The sequence below is a fragment of the Streptomyces pyxinae genome (genome assembly GCF_024756275.1).
GTDB classification, from domain to species: Bacteria; Actinomycetota; Actinomycetes; order Streptomycetales; family Streptomycetaceae; genus Streptomyces; species Streptomyces pyxinae.
On record NZ_JANUGQ010000025.1, the window covers coordinates 46,940 to 62,187 of the forward strand.

General features: G+C 70.0%; 12 protein-coding genes and 1 pseudogene. 5 read left to right on the top strand and 8 right to left on the bottom strand.

From position 1 onward, the window contains the following. Positions 1 to 207 precede the first annotated feature (207 nt). From fbaA to NX801_RS24170, 6 genes are all read right to left on the bottom strand, one after another. Positions 208 to 1,248, bottom strand: a complete 1,041-nt coding sequence (gene fbaA, locus NX801_RS24145) for a class II fructose-bisphosphate aldolase (protein ID WP_258790040.1) — start codon at positions 1,246 to 1,248, stop codon at positions 208 to 210. A gap of 274 nt (positions 1,249 to 1,522) precedes the next feature. Beyond that, on the bottom strand, positions 1,523 to 2,071 hold the full coding sequence (pyrE, locus tag NX801_RS24150) for an orotate phosphoribosyltransferase (RefSeq protein ID WP_258789989.1): 549 nt from the start codon (positions 2,069 to 2,071) through the stop codon (positions 1,523 to 1,525). 57 nt (positions 2,072 to 2,128) lie between these two features. After that, the gene (locus tag NX801_RS24155) at positions 2,129 to 2,956 is read right to left on the bottom strand and encodes an aldose epimerase family protein (protein ID WP_258789990.1); all 828 of its coding nucleotides are present in this window, start codon (positions 2,954 to 2,956) and stop codon (positions 2,129 to 2,131) included. A 94-nt stretch (positions 2,957 to 3,050) separates the two neighbouring features. Further along, positions 3,051 to 4,001: an SRPBCC domain-containing protein gene (locus NX801_RS24160; protein ID WP_258789991.1), complete on the bottom strand. Its 951-nt coding sequence runs from the start codon at positions 3,999 to 4,001 to the stop codon at positions 3,051 to 3,053. Between the two features lie 92 nt (positions 4,002 to 4,093). Further along, positions 4,094 to 5,764: a polyamine aminopropyltransferase gene (locus NX801_RS24165; RefSeq protein WP_258789992.1), complete on the bottom strand. Its 1,671-nt coding sequence runs from the start codon at positions 5,762 to 5,764 to the stop codon at positions 4,094 to 4,096. 174 nt (positions 5,765 to 5,938) lie between these two features. Then, entirely contained in the window at positions 5,939 to 6,451 is a 513-nt protein-coding gene (locus NX801_RS24170; protein WP_258789993.1) for a DUF2617 family protein, read from the bottom strand. Positions 6,452 to 7,325: 874 nt separating this feature from the next. Between NX801_RS24170 and NX801_RS24175 the strand changes: the two are divergent. From NX801_RS24175 to NX801_RS24190, 4 genes and pseudogenes are all read left to right on the top strand, one after another. Beyond that, positions 7,326 to 8,168: pseudogene (locus NX801_RS24175) on the top strand (aminotransferase class I/II-fold pyridoxal phosphate-dependent enzyme); the annotation flags it as partial. Between the two features lie 107 nt (positions 8,169 to 8,275). Continuing rightward, on the top strand, positions 8,276 to 9,445 hold the full coding sequence (locus NX801_RS24180; protein ID WP_258789994.1) for a pyridoxal phosphate-dependent aminotransferase: 1,170 nt from the start codon (positions 8,276 to 8,278) through the stop codon (positions 9,443 to 9,445). Positions 9,446 to 9,837: 392 nt separating this feature from the next. Further along, a complete protein-coding gene (locus NX801_RS24185) occupies positions 9,838 to 10,314 on the top strand; it encodes a WhiB family transcriptional regulator (RefSeq protein WP_258789995.1) in 477 nt (158 codons plus the stop codon). Between the two features lie 110 nt (positions 10,315 to 10,424). Further along, the gene (locus NX801_RS24190) at positions 10,425 to 12,479 is read left to right on the top strand and encodes a hypothetical protein (protein WP_258789996.1); all 2,055 of its coding nucleotides are present in this window, start codon (positions 10,425 to 10,427) and stop codon (positions 12,477 to 12,479) included. A 73-nt stretch (positions 12,480 to 12,552) separates the two neighbouring features. On the opposite strand, the gene NX801_RS24195 is transcribed toward NX801_RS24190, so the two are convergent. Together NX801_RS24195 and NX801_RS24200 are read right to left on the bottom strand one after the other, a co-directional pair. Further along, positions 12,553 to 12,741, bottom strand: a complete 189-nt coding sequence (locus tag NX801_RS24195; RefSeq protein WP_258789997.1) for a hypothetical protein — start codon at positions 12,739 to 12,741, stop codon at positions 12,553 to 12,555. Positions 12,742 to 12,892: 151 nt separating this feature from the next. After that, positions 12,893 to 13,756: an Eco29kI family restriction endonuclease gene (locus tag NX801_RS24200; RefSeq protein WP_258789998.1), complete on the bottom strand. Its 864-nt coding sequence runs from the start codon at positions 13,754 to 13,756 to the stop codon at positions 12,893 to 12,895. Between the two features lie 93 nt (positions 13,757 to 13,849). Here NX801_RS24200 and NX801_RS24205 point away from each other — a divergent pair, with 93 nt between their 5' ends. After that, entirely contained in the window at positions 13,850 to 15,166 is a 1,317-nt protein-coding gene (locus NX801_RS24205) for a DNA cytosine methyltransferase (RefSeq protein ID WP_258789999.1), read from the top strand. The last annotated feature ends 82 nt before the right edge of the window (positions 15,167 to 15,248 follow it).

Sequence of the window (15,248 nt, forward strand, 5' to 3'; positions counted from 1 at the left end):
CGGCCGCCCCGGACATGCCCCGGGCCCGGTACCGCACGCATGGGACGCGTACGCGGTACCGGGCCCGGGGCGGGTCACCGGCGACAGGGGCCGGGTGCCGTCCGATCCGGAGATCCGAAGGGCCGGGGCACGGTCCGGGCCGAGGGCCGGGATGCCATGCGGTCCGGAAGGCCAGGGAGCCGAAAGCCGGAAGCCGGCGGTCGTGGCCTACTTGAGCTTGGTGCCCGCCGAGCGCAGGGCCGTGCACGCCTCGGCGACACGCTTCGCCATGCCCGCCTCGGCCAGCTTGCCCCAGGTGCGCGGGTCGTAGGTCTTCTTGGAGCCGACCTCGCCGTCCACCTTCAGCACGCCGTCGTAGTTCTGGAACATGTGGGCCGCGACCGGGCGGGTGAAGGCGTACTGGGTGTCGGTGTCCAGGTTCATCTTCACCACACCGTTCTCCAGCGCGGTGGTGATCTCCTCGGCCGTGGAGCCGGAGCCGCCGTGGAAGACGAAGTCGAAGGGGCTGGCCTTGCCGAACTTGGCGGCCACGCCCTCCTGGAGGTCCTTCAGCAGCTCGGGACGGAGCACCACATTGCCCGGCTTGTAGACACCGTGCACATTGCCGAAGGAGGCGGCCAGCAGGTAGCGGCCCTTCTCGCCCAGCCCGAGGGCCTCGGCGGTGCGCAGGGCGTCCTCGACGGTGGTGTACAGCTCGTCGTTGATCTCGTGGCTGACACCGTCCTCCTCACCGCCGGTCGGGGTGATCTCGACCTCAAGGACGATCTTGGCGGCGGCGGCCTTCGCCAGCAGCTCCTGGCCGATGGCCAGGTTGTCCGCCAGCGTCTCGGCGGAACCGTCCCACATGTGGGACTGGAAGAGCGGGAGCCCGCCCTTGGCGACGCGCTCGGCGGAGATGTCGATCAGCGGCCGGACGTAGCCGTCCAGCTTGTCCTTGGGGCAGTGGTCGGTGTGCAGGGCCACGGTGATGTCGTACTTGGCCGCGACGATGTGCGCGAACTCGGCCAGCGCGACCGCGCCGGTCACCATGTCCTTGTTGTGCTGGCCGCCCAGGAACTCCGCGCCACCGGTCGAGATCTGGATGATGCCGTCGCTCTCCGCCTCCGCGAAGCCGCGCAGGGCGGCGTGCAGGGTCTGGGACGACGTGACGTTGATGGCCGGGTAGGCGAACTTGCCTGCCTTCGCCCGGTCGAGCATCTCGTTGTAGACCTCGGGGGTTGCGATGGGCATCTGTCCGCTCCTTGTGATCTGCGGTTGCGTGCTGATCCCTGACCTGGGGGCGACGTCATCGTCGCACCTATCCTCCCAGATGGCCGCAGGGGCTCCACCCCGCCTCCGGAGCGCGCGCACGAGCAGCACCACATCCCCTGCCCGTCACCCGGACGGGCTTACGGGGGTGCGGGGACACGGAAAAGGGGCGGAGCGTTTCACGTGAAACACCCCGCCCCGGGCGATCCCTGGCCGGTCTCCGCCAATCCTGGCCAGGAAACGCCCGGGATCGGGGCTTGGCGGGACCGCCGGGTTACGCCAGGCCCAGCTCGTCGAGCGCGTAGGCGTACCGGTACGGCACCCCGGCCGTCCGGCTGATCTTCTCGGCCGCGCCGGTGGCCCGGTCCACGATGGTGGCGACGGCCACCACCTCGGCACCCGCCTCACGGACGGCCTCGACGGCGGTGAGCGGGGAACCGCCGGTGGTGGAGGTGTCCTCCACCACCAGCACCCGGCGGCCCCGGATGTCCGGTCCCTCGACCTGGCGCTGCATGCCGTGCGCCTTGGCCGCCTTGCGTACGACGAAGGCGTCGAGCGACAGTCCGCGCGCGGCCGAGGCGTGCAGCATCGCCGTCGCGACCGGGTCGGCGCCCAGGGTGAGCCCGCCGACCGCGTCGAACTCCAGGTCGGCGGTCAGATCGAGCATGACCTGACCGACGAGCGGCGAGGCCACCCCGTCCAGGGTGATCCGGCGCAGGTCGACGTAGTAGTCGGCCTCCAGCCCCGAGGAGAGGGTCACCTTGCCGTGCACCACGGCCTTGTCCTTGATCTGCTGGAGCAGATCGGCTCGAACGTCAGTCATGCCCCCGAGCTTAGGTCCTGCGAACCCGGCCACCGCGCCCCGGCGCTCACCCGGTTCTCAGAGCCGCCGCCAGGCGAAGGTGGCGGCGGCCTCCAGGGGGTCGATCGGGGTGACCAGGCGGGGCTGGGTGTTCAGCCCGTTGGGCGGTCCGGACTGCGGCTCCACGCAGACGGCCTCCGCCTGCTCGTCGTAGACCACCACCCACTGCTCCCGGCTGGTCACCCGTACCTCCAGCTGCCCGGGCCAGGTGAGGGTGACGTCCACCCCGTCGGGCATCCCGAAGCAGTCGTCCCAGGGGCCGGACCGGGGGTCGATCCGGCGGCCGGTCGGCAGATGGTCCTCGCCCCGCTCCTCCTGCCAGCCCGCGGTGAAGTCGATCCGTACGTCCGCGCCGCCGAGGTTCCGGTTGAACCAGGGGTGCCAGCCGGCCTGCGCCGGGAACGAGTCGCCGCGCGTCTCGACGCCGATCCGCACGGTGAGCGCGTCCTCGGTCAGCTCGAAGATCTGGGTGACGAGGCCGGGGTACGGCCAGGGCTCGGTGAGCTCATAGCTGAACACCGCCTCGGTCCGGTCCGCCCGGACGGTGCGCCAGGCGGTGTGCCGACCGGTGCCGTGGATGGCGTGCGGGGGCGAGTCGACCGGCAGTTGATGGCTGACGGCGCCGTTCATGAACCGCCCGTTCGCGGTCCGCCCGCACCACGGCACCATGGGGAAGCAGCCGTACCGCTCCCCCTGCCGCAGCAGTTCGGTGTCACCGATCCGGAGTCCGGCGATCCGGCAGCCGTTCTCCGGGGCGATGCGCAACTCCACGTCCCCGGCGGTCAGCCGGACGTCCTTCGCCTCTGCGGGCGCTGCCACTGCGGGGTCTCCACTGTTCTTGGTCACGGTTCCCGAGCGTACGAGCCGACGGAGGATCCGGCCCACCAGTGGCGGGTCCGGCCCACCGGTGGCGGTTCGACCTGCCGGTGGCGGGTCCGGCCTACCGGCGGCGGCGCAGGGCCCGGCCCAGCACGACGGCGGAGGCCAGGGCGAGCGCGGCGGCGGGGGCGAGCCAGCGCAGCGTGGCCGTGGCGGTGGCGGTGTCGGGCCCGGGGGCCGGCGCGTACCGGCCGCGGGGCGGCGCGTGGTCCACCTCCTCGGCGGAGCGGCCGATCATGGTCCGGCGGGCGTGCGCCGCCTCGGCCGGCGCCCCGGGGAAGTCGTCCCCGGCGAGGCCCTCCCGGGCCGTGTCGTCCCCGCTGAAGTCCCCCTTGGCGAAGGGCCCGTCGGCGAGCGCCTCCTCGGTGAGCTCCCCGGCGGTCAGGTCGTCGGGGACCGGCTCCACCGAACCGAGCCCCCCGGACCCGTCCTCGTCGTCCCCGCGCTCGGGGCCGGCCAGCGGATCGAGCGCGGACGGGGGCACCGGGGTGTCGAACACGGACGGACGGCCGCTCCCCGCCGCCTCCCCCGCATCCGGGTCGGCCCCGGCCCCGGTCACCCCGGTGTCGGTCCCCGCCCTCCCGGCGGTCTCCGCCAGCGTCTCCGCGAACCGGTCCAGCAGCCGGTGCCCGGCCGACTCCGCCGCGTCGGCCGGCAGCTCGGCCAGCCGGCCGTCGGCGGTCAGCGTCCCGCTGAAGGACAGCGTCGTCCCGCCGTCGGCCTCCGCCGTACGGACCGTCAGCGCCAGCTTCACCGAACCGCCGCCGCGCACCTCGCCGCCCTCGCCCGTCACCTCGAAGGCGCCCTCCTCCGCGCCGGGCACCACCCGCAGGGCGCCCCGGTAGGTGATGGTGTGGCCGCCGGCCCGCACCTTCAGCCGGCCCGACAGCGGACCGGCCGACGCGTCGGCGTCCCGCTGGAGCCCCGGCACGCAGCGGGCGACCCGGACCGGGTCCGCCAGCGCCTCGCGGAGGGTCTTCTCGCCAACCGGAACGAACACCTCATGCTCCATGGAAACCGAGCCTACCCACGCCCGGCCGCCGCGTCTCCCACGCGTACCGGGCCAGTCGCACCACCCGCCCGCGAGGGCCGGCCCGGCCGCGCTCAGCCGCCGTACCGGGGGTGCACCAGCGTGGACGGCTCCAGACCGGCCAGCCGGGTGCGCTCGGCACGCCGGGCCTCCGCCGCCAGCACCGCCGGGCCCAGCTCCAGCCGCGCGGGCGCGTCCGCCGCCAGCGCCAGCACCGGCGGTACGGCCCCGGGCGCGGCCAGCAGCAGCCCCCAGTCGTGCACCGCCCGGGCGTCCTGGTGGCCCTGGGCTCCCCGGTCGGCCCCGTCGGCCCCCTCATCACCGGGGACGTCCGCCCCGCCCGGCGCGCTGTACGCCCGTACGGCGAACCCGGCCGCGCGCAGGGTCGCCGCCACCGTCCAGTAGCTGCGGGGCCGGGACTCCGCCGGGCCCGCGTGCACGGCGAGCCGCCCGTCCGGGGCCAGCGCCCGGGCGGCCAGCCCGTAGAACTCCCGCGCGTACAGCCGGGTGCCGCTGGTGTCGCCCGGGTCCGGCAGGTCCGCGATCACCACGTCGTACGGCTCCGGGGACTCCCCCGGTTCCGGGACGCCCGCCGCCCGGCCGCGCAGCCAGCCGAAGGCGTCGGCGAGCACCACCCGGGTCCTCGGGTCGGCGAGGGCCCGGCCGTTGAGCCGGACCAGCTCGGGGTCGGTACGGGCCAGCCGGACCACCTCCGGGTCCAGCTCCACCACCGTCACGGCGGCCACGTCCCGGTAGCGGAGCACCTCCCGCGCCACCAGCCCGTCGCCGCCGCCCAGGACCAGCACCCGGGCGTGCGGCCCGCGCATCGCCGGGTGCACCAGGGCCTGGTGGTACCGCCGCTCATCGGCTCCGCTGACCCGCAACTGCCCGTCCAGATAGAGCCCGAGCGGCTCGCCGCGCCCGCCGGTCAGGACGATCTCCTGCACCTCCGTCCGGACGGCCACCCGCACCCGGTCCCCGTACACCGCCCGCCGCGCGGCCCGCTCGAAGTCGTCCACCAGCGCGGTGGCGACCGCCAGCCAGATCAGCACCAGCACATTGGCGAGGACCAGCAGCCGCCGCGCCGGGGCGGTCAGGTCCCGCCCGAACACCCACAGCACCAGTGCCCCGCCCGCCACCGCGTTCACCGCACCCGTCAGCAGCGCGCTGGTGAGCTGGCCCAGCCAGGGGAGCAGCAGAAACGGAAAGGCCAGCCCGCCGACGAGCGCGCCCACGTAGTCGGCGGCGAACAGCTCGGCCACCGTCCCGTCCGCGTCCTGCCGGGCCCGCCGGGAGACCTGCTGGATCAGCGTCATCAGCAGCGGCATCTCGGCGCCGATCAGCACCCCGATGGCCAGCGAGAAGGCGACCAGCACCGGCCGTGAGCCGCCCAGCCAGGCGAAGGCCGCGTGGAGCGCGAGCGCCGAGCAGCCGCCGGTGAGCGCCAGCGCCGCCTCCAGCAGACCGAACCCGACCACCGCCCGGCAGCGCAGCCGCTTGGCCAGCAGCGAGCCGATGCCCATGGCGAAGACCATCAGCGAGAGCACGACGGACGCCTGGGTGACCGAGTCGCCGATGAGCGAGGAGGCGAGGGCGACCAGCTCCAGCTCGTACACCAGGCCGCACGCGGCGCAGACGAAGACGGCGACCAGCACCCAGAGTCGCCCCGCTCGCCGCCCCGCCGACGGCGACCCGGCGCCCGCCGGGCCGAGCGGTGCGGAGACAGGGGTCGGCGTTTCGATCACAGAAGAAACGCTACGTCACATCATTATTACGGCTTGTCACCCACACGGGTGAAATAACGTCGCCCCAGGCATAGAACCCGCCGCGCCCCGTCACACCCCCACCCCCAGCCCCCACAGCCCCCGGCCCCTCGATCCCCCACCCCTGAACGCCCTCAGCCCCTCAGCCCTCAGTCCTCAGCGCGCATCCGGCACCCCGATACTGGTCCGGGTCACCACCAACTGCCCCTCCTGCGGGTAGGCGTGCCAGGTGCGCCACCGCACCTGCCGGCCGCGGCGCTGGGCGAGCATGGCCGTGAACGCGTGCGGCGAGCCCGGAAACGTCCCCGCCAGCCCGTGCGGGTGATCGGCGACCAGGGCGAGCAACTCCTGGGCCCGCCCGGCGAACGAGCCCTCCGAGAGGCTCTCCACCCGGGCGGCGAACTCGTACTCCCAGCCCCCCACCTGTTTCGCCACCCCCAGGGGCAGCGGCGTACTGCTGCCGGGCATACAGGCCACGGTCTCGGAACATCTGCCGCCACCCTCCTCCAGCAGTACCTGGTGGGAGGCGCCGAGCAGTCTCAACTGGAGTATGGCGCCGGAGAGTTCGAGGTCGAGTACGGCGAGGGCGGGCAGCGCCTCCCGGCCCAGCGCCCAGGCCAGGTCGGTGGCACGGGTGTCGGTGTAAGAGGTCTCAAGGGTCGTGAGCATGGAACGGCTCCGCAAACACGGCTCGTGGCTGGACCGGAACGCCCCGGAAGACACGCGTGGGGGATCGGACTCCACCGGCTCGGGTCCACACGAGGTCCGATGGCTGGAAGGTGTCGACAGCGAGGCTGTCATGAACCGTGGGCGGCTCACAGCGTTTTTACCCAAGTTGAACTGGTTTCCATCCCCTGGGGGGCTCCGCGGTTCAACTGTTCAACGGAAAACGGCCTGCTGGACGCGCAGGTGTGAGACATAACGTCAACAAAAGCCGGAACAACGGGAGTTGCCCTTCCCGTCGTTCCGGCACACCGGCCACCCCGTCACATTCCGGCCACCCCGTGTCAACTGCCCCCGCATCCGCCTCCGCCGCCCCCGCAGGACGAGCCACCGCCGCCGCAGGAGTGACCACCGGAGTGCCCGCCGCAGGAATGCCCGCCCGAGTGTCCGCCGGAGTGATGACCGCCGGCTCCGCTCCCGGAGTCCCCGCCGGACCAACCGCCGTCCCCGGCCCACCAGCTGCCTCCCCCGGCGGCCGCGGCACTCCGCCGCCGGCCCGACCTGCCGCCGGGCCCCCGCCCCTTCCCGAGGCTCTTGGCGTTCCCGCCACCGCGCCCCGCCGCCAGCAGTCCGGCGAGCGCGAACACCACCACCAGCGTCGTGCCCAGCACGATCAGTGCCACCATCGTCGGGTCCCCCTTCCCCGTGTGAGTACCGCCGCGTGCCGCCGTACACCCCGGTGTACCGCCGCGCACCGCCGCGTCCCGCGCCCCGGCGGGACATCACCGGGGCTCTCTTGTGCGTGGCAGGGAGATCCCCCGGCGTCCCGGTGTCCAAAGCGCACTTGAGCAACTCCAGAGGTTCGGACCAGGATGCCCCCATGACACCACCGCGTCCCCCGCTCAACCGCCGGCTGGCCCCGTTCGGCACCACGATCTTCGCCGAGATGTCCGCGCTGGCCCTGACCACCGGCTCGATCAACCTCGGGCAGGGCTTCCCCGACACCGACGGTCCGGCGGAGATCGCGGAGGCGGCGGCCCGCGCCGTACGGGAGGGCCGGGGCAACCAGTACCCGCCGGGCCCCGGCGTCCCCGAGCTGCGCGCGGCGGTGGCCGAGCACCAGCTCCGGTTCCACGGGCTGACGTACGACCCCGAGACCGAGGTCCTGGTCACCACGGGCGCGACGGAGGCGATCGCGGCGGCGCTGCTGGCGCTGGTCGAGCCGGGCGACGAGGTCATCGCCCTGGAGCCGTACTACGACTCGTACGCCGCCTGCGTCGCGATGGCCGGCGGCACCCGGGTCCCGGTCACCCTCCGGCCCGGCGGCGGCCGGTTCACCCTGGACCTCGACGAGTTGCGGGCCGCCGTCACCGACCGCACCCGGCTGCTGCTGCTCAACACCCCGCACAACCCCACCGGCACGGTCCTCACCCGCGCGGAACTGGCCGCGATCGCCGAGCTGGCGGTCGAGCGCGACCTGCTGGTGGTGACCGACGAGGTCTACGAGCACCTGGTCTACCCGACCACCGCCCCGGCCCCGGCCACACCCCCGGCCACGTCGCCGGGCCCGGCCGTGTTCCCGGAAACGGAGGCCGCCGGCACTCCCGCCCCCACCCCCGCCCATCTGCCGATCGCCGGCTTCCCCGGCATGCGCGAGCGCACCCTCACCATCTCGTCCGCCGGCAAGTCCTTTTCGTTCACCGGCTGGAAGATCGGCTGGGTCAATCCCGATTCGCCTACCTATTGGGTCATGGCCGCGTGACCGCCCGCCCGGCATCGGCCAGGATGGCACGCGAAGCATCGGCGGACACATGTGAGGACGGTAGAGACATGAGCGGCAGGCCGCTGCTGAACCGCAGGCTGGACGGGCTCGGGACGACGATCTTCGCGGAGATGTCGGCATTGGCGACAGCGACGGGCGCGATCAACCTGGGCCAGGGCTTCCCCGACACCGACGGCCCGGAGTCCGTACGCGAGGCCGCCGTACGAGCACTGCGCGACGGCCGCGGCAACCAGTACCCGCCGGGCCCCGGCATCCCGGAACTCCGCCAGGCGATCGCCGACCACCAGCGCCGCTTCTACGGCCTGAGCCTCGACCCGGACACCGAGGTCCTGGTCACCGCGGGCGCGACGGAGGCGATCGCGGCGACCATGCTCGCGCTGCTGGAGCCCGGTGACGAGGTGATCGCCTTCGAGCCCTTCTACGACTCCTACGCGGCCTGCATCGCCATGGCCGGCGCGAAGCGCGTCCCGCTCACCCTGCGCGCCCCGTCCTTCCGCCCGGACCTGGACGAGCTGCGATCCAAGATCACCCCGCGCACTCGCCTCCTGCTCCTCAACACCCCGCACAACCCGACCGGGATGGTCCTCACCGCCGACGAGCAGAGCACCATCGCCGCGCTCGCTGTCGAGCACGACCTGCTCGTGGTCACCGACGAGGTGTACGAGCACCTGGTCTTCGACGGCGCCGCCCACGTCCCGATCGCGAGCTTCCCCGGCATGCGCAAGCGCACCGTCTCCATCTCCTCCGCCGGCAAGACCTTCTCCTTCACCGGATGGAAGGTTGGCTGGGTCATGGCGGACGGCCCGCTCGTCTCTGCGGTCCGGACCGCAAAGCAGTACCTGACGTACGTCAGCGGGGGCCCCTTCCAGTACGCCGTCGCCGAAGCGCTTCGCCTCCCCGACTCGTACTTCGACGGCTTCCGTGCCGACCTGCAACGCAAGCGCGACCTGCTCGGCGACGGCCTGCGCGCGGCCGGCTTCGATGTCTACCAGCCGGAGGGCACGTACTTCATCACCACCGACATCACCTCCTTCGGCGAGAAGGACGCCTACGCCTTCTGCCGCGCCCTCCCCGAACGCTGCGGCGTCGTCGCCATCCCCAACTCCGTCTTCTACGACGACCCCGACGCCGGCCGCACCCAGGTCCGCTTCACCTTCTGCAAGAAGGACGACGTCCTCCACGAGGCGACCACCCGCCTGCAACGCTTGTCCCTCTGAACTCACCTCTCTCACCCCAGGTGAGGGCCGAGCGAGTTCGCTACCGGGCTGGGTTGGGAATCCTTAATGGTCAGCCAAGCTGACCATCGCCGTCTCACGAGCCATAGGGACCAGACTCAACACAGCTTGCACACCTACAACTTGAGGTCCTGTCCATTTCTCCCGAATCAGCCGAGGCCAGTGCCAAACTGGCCTCAGCTTCGCTTCGGGGGTCACTCCGCAGGCCGTGCGAGCGCCGAACGGCGCAGGCACGCGACGGGACTGGGAAATGCCCAGTTCTGATTCGTCTCGTACGTCCAGAGACTCGAACGACGCCATCTGACGATCAAGAGACGTGGGCGTGACCCCCTCGTCCTCTACACCACGCTAACCGTGGTCTGAGGAGGAGCGCCGTGGAGCCCCACGACGAGATCGAAGACGAACTCCCGCCTGACGCCTTGTTCTGGGCAATGGAGCCCTTCGGCCCGCCCATGGGCGAGGCCGCGTGCAGCACCTGGGACCGGACTCGGTTCCCGACCCCGCAGGAACAGCAGGCGACGTTCGACGGAGAGCCGACCGTGCCGGAGCGGGACTTTCCCAAGGCCCGGGCGGTGTGCCTCGCCTGTCCCCTGCTGGAGATCTGCCGCGACTACGCCCAGGACAGTCGGGACGAGCACGTGTTCCTGGCCGGGGAAACCGCCGAGGAGCGGCGTAAGAACTGGCGGAAGTCCGGCGAGATCGCCAAGCGGCATCGACAGGTGACCGCGCTGTACACCCTCGACGTCCCGACGGCGACCATCGCGCGGCTGCTTCAGCGAGACGAGAGCTCAATCCGAGGCGACCTGCGCGAGGTCAGGAAGCGCCGCTCGGACCTGCCCCCCACCGCCTGAGAGGCCAGCCGCCGGCGGCCCCACCCGAACCGCCGGCGGCCCCGCGCGGGGTGCCTCTTCCGCATCACCGCGCACTCCTTAGACCGATCACCTCACATACGGAGGACAACGTGCCCGATCAGGACGATGCCGAGTACGAGCAGACGGCCGAGGACGTGGAGGAGCCCGACGCCGTGGAAGACGAGCTTGACGCGACCGAGGACACAGAACAGGACAGTGCCGCGATCTGGTCACGGTTCGGCGACAGCGACCTGCCGCCGTTGCCGAAGATGGCCGCGGTCAACCGCGCCGCCAAGGCGGGTGTGGAGGCTGGACTGCCTAGCGAGTTCGCCACCGCGTTGGCCCACGCCGCTGTCGACCCGAGTGAGCTGAGGACGTTGCTTCGCCGTCCTACTCGGGTCAACATCGCCGGAGGCGTCATCGAGGCGATTGACCTCGACCTCTACGTACCTGGCCTGGTACCGCTGCCGACCAACAACCGCACGATGGAAAAGCGGGTATACCCGGCGGCCGGCGCCGAAGGGTACATGGGCCCGCTCACTGGCCCTCGCTCCGGTCCTGGCGAGACCACCTCGCTTTGGATCGAAGGCGAGGACGTCAGCCACGTACAAGACGAGACGGAGCGAGCCCGCGAGTTCATCCTGGCGAACAACAACCTGCGCGAGTCCATCGCGGCGCGCGGCATCGCCATGCCAGTGAACGTCGTCTTCTTCAAGTTGCGGCACCGCGACGGCGAACCCCCCATGCCCCTCCTGGGAACTGCTGACGGCTCCAGCCGCGTCACCAACGCTCACCACGTCCTGGCGCTCACCGATCGTCAGACGCACTACCACTTTCCGACGAACCGCGATGACTATCGTCGCTTCATCGGTTCCATCAGCGAAGTCGACCCTGAGGCGCTGCGCCCCGCTGGTCGCCGACGGCTAATCCGACAGCGGAACGCGTTGATCACTCCCGCTCGGGTATTTCTCCGCTTTACCCCCACCAAGGACGGGTACGACTACGCGCGCGCGGTCAATGCCTTCGTCGGCATGCTCCACGTTGATCCTCCTCGGCCGTGGAGCCAGACGGGCAAACTCGAAGCCATGGCCGAAGCGGTCCTCGATGTGCTGCGCGGTGCCGACGTACTCGATGATCCCGTCCACGACTACCTCGCTGGCCTTCTCACCCCGGAGCAGGCCAAAATCGAGGGGCTCCCCATCGAGCGAGACGAGCAGGCGGCCTTCGTTCTCGCTGCTCTTCTCCGCGAGCACCACCGCGAGCTTGTCGAACGAGGGATTCGCGACGTCACCGCCAAGAAGAGCGTCAGCGCCAGCCGACGCACAGATGTAATCGCAGAGTTGGCTCTCCGGCCCACCCGAAGCATCGCTACCACGCTGGACACGAACGATCCTGAGCGCCAGCGGGCAGAACGGATGCGTGCCTCGTACCTACGCTGCGCACGACTGGCCCGGTATGCGACGGTGCCGTGGAAGGTCACAGGCCGGTCGCCCGAGAAGCTCCTCGAAGCGGCCTTGGGAGAACTCCGCGCCGTCCTTGGCAATCCCCAGGTTGATCCCGAAGCATGGGTTAATCGAGTGGAACTCGCGGCCTTGGCACAGTACCACCTCACGGCGTGGGGTGGATTGCAACGCGAAGCGATGGGAAGTACCGACGCGGACAAGCGCGGCCCTCATCAAATTCTGGAGGCAATGCTCCACGACGAGCATGGCTTGCGGCTGCTCGCCCAAGCGGTCATCGACGGGCGGACTGGGACACACCCACGCCGCGTCACGGAAGAGGGAGACTTCCAGCGCGGCACCCGCGACGAGTATGGGGCCTGGCATGAAGATCCTGCCGGTCACCCGATGCCGATCGAGGACCGATGGCTTCGCTATGAGACTTACCCCACGGGTACCACTCTGCCCCGGCCTGTCACGCCCCCCAACGAGTCACCTCGGATGAAGACAACTCGCCTAAAGGGCCAGATCGCCCGGCTCATCGAGCAGATCGACCTGGACATCGACGAGCTCGCCAGCGTGGAGGAAACCCAGGGTGGACCGCTTCTCGACAAAGAGGGTTGGGCGAGCCCGAACGAACTCCTGAGCCACCTGATGAACGTCCACTCTCAGATCAACTACTGGGCAAAGGTCGCCGAGCGTCAGACGTCTCGTCCCAGCGGGTAAGGAGACCCCTCCGTGCCGTCCTCGCCAGGATGCACCAGTGCTGGCGAGGGCTCGCAGGTGGACTCTGAGCGACTCACAGCGCGCCATTCGCCAGGAGGTCGCGAATGGCGTCCTCCCGGCGTCGAACAACGATGCGTCCGTCCCCATCGCTGTAGATGAGAACGGCGGTCCCTGGGTACAGGCCAGCCTCGGCAAGCACTCCCAGAGGGATCTCCACAGCGCTGGCCTCGGACACGATCTCTTCAGCGAGTTCCCTGATCATGTAGGTCAGTGTGGCACTGACTGGCTGGCGGCCGAAGCCCCGCGGTGAGCCCACATCTGTAGATCGCCCAGTTGATTCACGTCGGATATCTTCATCGCTATCTGTCTCCGCCCTGGTCACCAGACCTCCGGGAGGCGATCGGTGACTCAGGTCACTCCCTCAGGTCTGACGAATCGCTTTCCACGTCCCCAGCGGGCTCAGCCTCCGGTACAGCACCAATCTGCTGGCCAGCACGGTAGTACCGCCATGCGCTCTTGTACTCGTTCGGGCTGTCGTCGTACATGATCACGTAGCCCATGAGGGCAGTGACCTGCCACTTGGCCGGTATCTCTGCGGAGACCAGTTGAAAGACCTCGTCGGCCGTCATCTCAGCCGATGGCACGTTGACGCTCCGAGCCTTGAACTCCGCCGACTTTCCGTACCTAAAGTTGTACGGCAGGTCGGCCTTGATCGTCTCCAGGAGCTCGTGCAGCGTCGCCTCGCCGGGCGACAGCCCCTCGATCGGCCGATCAAGGTCGATGGGGAACACGACGTCGAAGTGGTTCTGCTTCAGGACGGTGCTGTCCCGCTGGCGACCAGGGTCCTTGTTGCCGAAGCCATTGTTGTTCCAGGGGATGTTCCCCATGCCCTTGTGGTGACTGATGAGTAGTTGTTCCGGGGCGAGCGCCGAGAAGTCCTCGGCTACGTACAGGCACGAGAAGGTCATCTCGTCCAGGGAGATGTTGCGGCGCCCCGAGATCTTGCGGAGGTGGTTGCGAAGACGGGCCGGCAGGGACTTGTCGGCCTTGCCGACGTAGACAAACTCGCCGTTCAAATACAGCTGGTAGACCCCGGGCTTCTCCTTGAGCCGCGCGATGCTCTCCTCGACGAGGGGAGCCCTGTCGAGCCCCTTGAGTGCGGCGGCCAGCTGGTCGCCGAGCGCCTTGGTGATGCTCAGGGTGAAGTCCTTGTGGTACTGCGTCCCGTCGTCGGAGCCCACCACCGGCGCCATCAGTCCCACTCCCTTGCTCGACATGTTCCCGGAAACCCTATCGGTGACTTGTACACGTGGCCGAACCTTCATCTTGAAATGGCTTGAAGATCTACAACTCCGCGGTATGCTTTTGGAATGGCTGAACTGCAAGAAGAATCAAAGAAGGACCGCACGGGCGTCGAACTCTTCGCTGGCGCTGGCGGTCTGGCCATGGCCGTCCACCGCGCTGGATTCCGTCCCCTGCTCTTCAACGAGTTCGCCAAGCGGGCGTGCGAGACCTTGGAGGCCAACGGGGCTCAGCGGCTGCCCGACGGCCAGAAGCCGACCCGAGCCCCCGGGCCCAACGAGAAGGTGCCCCTCGTCGCGGGCGATGTCCAAGACCTCGACATGGACTACCTGGCGGGCCAAGTGGACGTGCTCGCCGGCGGCCCTCCCTGCCAACCGTTCAGCCTCGGCGGCGTCGCCAAGGGCGACGAGGACAAGCGGAACATGTTCCCGCAGATGTTCAAGGCGGTCCAACAGATCCAGCCGAAGGCCGTGATCTGTGAGAACGTGCGCGGCTTGCTCAGGCCCTCCTTCAGGGACTACTTCAACTACATCCAGCGTGAGCTGGAGATGCCTTTCGAGAAGCGAGGCAACCGCACCTGGGAGCAGCACTACAAGCATCTGCTGGAGCAGCGCGAGAAGGAGCCGGACGACCCCAAGAAGCGGTACGACCTCGTCATGATGCCGGTGAACGCCGCCGACTACGGGGTGCCCCAGATCCGTAACCGCGTGATCATCGTCGCGTTCCGTCGCGACTTGAATGTCGACCGCGAGCTGTTCAAGACCCTCGTGAAGCCGACGCACTCCGAGACCGCCCTCATCCGCTCCATGGAGGAGGACGGGGAGTACTGGAAGCGACACCCGAATGTCCCGGACCATGTGAAGGAGCGGGTCATGGCCCGCCTCCCGAAGACCATGCCGATGGACGACGGCCTGCTGCCCTGGTACACCCTGCGCGACGCGATCGCCGGCATCAGCGACAACAAACCCCTGCCCGACGTGCCGGACGAGTGGCTGGACCGAACCGAGCACTTCCTCGGCGGGTTCACGGAACACATCGGCTGGCCCGGTGCCCGCATCTACGACGGACACACCCCCAACGAACTCGATCGCCCAGCGAAGACTGTCAAGGCCGGCGTGCACGGTGTGCCCGGCGGTGAGTCGGTCATGCTCCTCGACGAGTTGGTGGCCGACAAGACCGCTCCTGGCGGCGCCCGGTACAAGCACAGGTACATGACGGTCCGCGAGACCGCCCGCGTCATGACCTTCCCCGACACCTGGGACCTCAGGGGCCCGCGAGGCGAGAAGATGCGCCAGCTCGGCAACGCCGTACCCGTTGCCCTTGGCGAGGTCTTCGCCAAGGCGGTCGCCACTGTCCTGGACGAGGCGGAGGGGCGCCAGAAGTGACCGGGCCCACCAGCAGAGCGCAGAGCGGCTGGAAGCACGACCCGCCGCCGGACCGAGCCTGGAAAGGGCGGCCCGGTAGAAC

Coding starts and splice junctions, on each gene's coding strand:
- pyrE (WP_258789989.1), bottom strand. CDS start 2,071: ATGACTGACGTTCGAGCCGATCTGCTCCAGCAGATCAAGGACAAGGCC.
- NX801_RS24160 (WP_258789991.1), bottom strand. CDS start 4,001: ATGGAGCATGAGGTGTTCGTTCCGGTTGGCGAGAAGACCCTCCGCGAG.
- NX801_RS24170 (WP_258789993.1), bottom strand. CDS start 6,451: ATGCTCACGACCCTTGAGACCTCTTACACCGACACCCGTGCCACCGAC.
- NX801_RS24180 (WP_258789994.1), top strand. CDS start 8,276: ATGAGCGGCAGGCCGCTGCTGAACCGCAGGCTGGACGGGCTCGGGACG.
- NX801_RS24195 (WP_258789997.1), bottom strand. CDS start 12,741: ATGATCAGGGAACTCGCTGAAGAGATCGTGTCCGAGGCCAGCGCTGTG.
- NX801_RS24200 (WP_258789998.1), bottom strand. CDS start 13,756: ATGTCGAGCAAGGGAGTGGGACTGATGGCGCCGGTGGTGGGCTCCGAC.
- NX801_RS24205 (WP_258789999.1), top strand. CDS start 13,850: ATGGCTGAACTGCAAGAAGAATCAAAGAAGGACCGCACGGGCGTCGAA.